At 77.5% G+C, this 1,892-nt stretch carries 1 protein-coding gene; it reads left to right on the top strand.

What is annotated here, in order from left to right; translation table 11 throughout:
* A partial coding sequence (locus tag MHW47_RS34995) for a non-ribosomal peptide synthetase (RefSeq protein ID WP_239227851.1) occupies nt 1-1,892 on the top strand: 1,892 nt, incomplete at both ends.

Raw genomic sequence — 1,892 nt, forward strand, 5'->3', positions numbered from 1 at the left:
CGCGCCCTGCGCGCCCGGGGCATCGGCGCCGAGGACGTGGTGGCCCTCGCCCTGCCGCGCTCCGCCGACGCCGTCGTCGCCCTGCTCGCCGTGCTCCACGCGGGCGCCGCCTTCCTCCCGCTCGACACCGCGCACCCCGCCGAGCGGCTGCGCGGCCTCGTCGACGACACCCGCCCCGCCCTCGTCCTCACCGACGGCACCGTCGACGGGCTGCCCTGGAAGACCCTCGCCGACGAGGCCGCCGCGCTCTCCGGCGCCCCGCTGGCCACCGCCGAACTCTCCCGCCCCCGCCACCCCGACGACCTCGCCTACGTCATCCACACCTCCGGCTCGACCGGCCGCCCCAAGGGCGTACTGGGGCGCGCGGGCGGCCTCGCCGGACTGCTGCACCACCAGCGGGCCACCGTCGTCGCCGAGGCCGAACAGGCGGCGGGACGGCGGCTGCGCGCCGCGCACACCTACTCCTTCGCCTTCGACTCCGCCTTCGAACACCTCGTCTGGCTGCTGTGCGGCCACGAACTCCACGTCTACGACGCCGACACCGCCCGCGACGCCGACGCCCTGCTCGCCGCGTACGCCCGCGACGGCATCGACATCGTGGACACCACCCCCTCGATGGCAGTCCCGCTCATCGACGCCGGGCTGTTCGACCTGCCGCCCACCCTGCTCCTCCTGGGCGGCGAGGCCACCCCGCCCGCCCTCTGGCGCCGCGTCGCCGCCTCCGGCATCCCCGCCCGCAACATGTACGGGCCGACCGAGGCCACCGTGGACAGCACCACCGCCCGCATCGACGACGGCGCACCCGTCATCGGCCACCCGCTCGCCGGGACACGGGTCTACGTCCTGGACAACGCCCTCCAGCCCGTCCCGCCCGGCACCCCCGGCGAGCTGTACCTGGCCGGACCCCACCTGGCCCGCGGCTACCTCGGCCGCCCCGCCGCGACCGCCGAACGCTTCGTCGCCGACCCGTTCGGCGCGCCCGGCGACCGCATGTACCGCACCGGCGACCTGGCCCGCTGGCTGCCCGGCCGCGGCCTGGAGTACGGCGGCCGGGGCGACGGACAGGTCAAGATCCGCGGCCACCGCGTGGAGACCGGCGAGGTCGAGGAGGCGCTCGCCGCCCTGCCCGGCGTCACCGCGGCCGCCGCCCGCGTCCTGTCCTCCCGGCTCGTCGGCTACGTCGTCTCCGCCACCCTCACCGGCGAGGAGGCCCGCGCCCGGCTCGCCGAACGGCTGCCCGCCCCCATGGTGCCCGCCGCCGTCGTCGTCCTGGACGCCCTGCCCGTCACCCCCAACGGCAAGCTCGACCGCGCCGCCCTGCCCGCCCCCGCCCTGCCCGGCGGCGGCCGGGAACCGGGCACCGACCGCGAACGCCTGCTGTGCGCCGTCCTCGCCGAAGCCCTCGACGTCGAACGCGTCAGCGTGGACGACGACTTCTTCGCCCTCGGCGGGGACAGCATCACCGCCATCACCGTCAGCAGCAGGCTCCGCGCCCGCGGCCTCGCCCTGCGCCCCAAGGACCTGCTCGCCCGCCGCACCTTCGCCGCGCTCGCCGCCTCGGCCGAACTCCTCGAGGAGACGACGGGGCCCGCCGACGAACCGGCCGGCCCCGTACCGGCCCCGCCCATCGTGCGCGCTCTGCTCGACCCCCACCCGGACGTCGACACCGTCGCCGGATACGCCCAGTGGACCGCCCTTTACGTGGACGCGCTCACCCCGGACCGGCTGGCCCGGGGCGTGCAGACCCTTCTCGACCACCACGACGCCCTGCGGCTGCGCGTCGCCGACGGCCTGGAGGTGCTGCCGCGCGGCACCGTCCGCGCCGCCGTCGAGGAGACCCGCGGCGAGGACGTGGACGCCCTCGCCCGGCGGCTGGCCGGCGCGCTCGACCC

The organism is Streptomyces sp. OfavH-34-F (assembly GCF_022347745.1).
Lineage (GTDB): Bacteria > Actinomycetota > Actinomycetes > Streptomycetales > Streptomycetaceae > Streptomyces.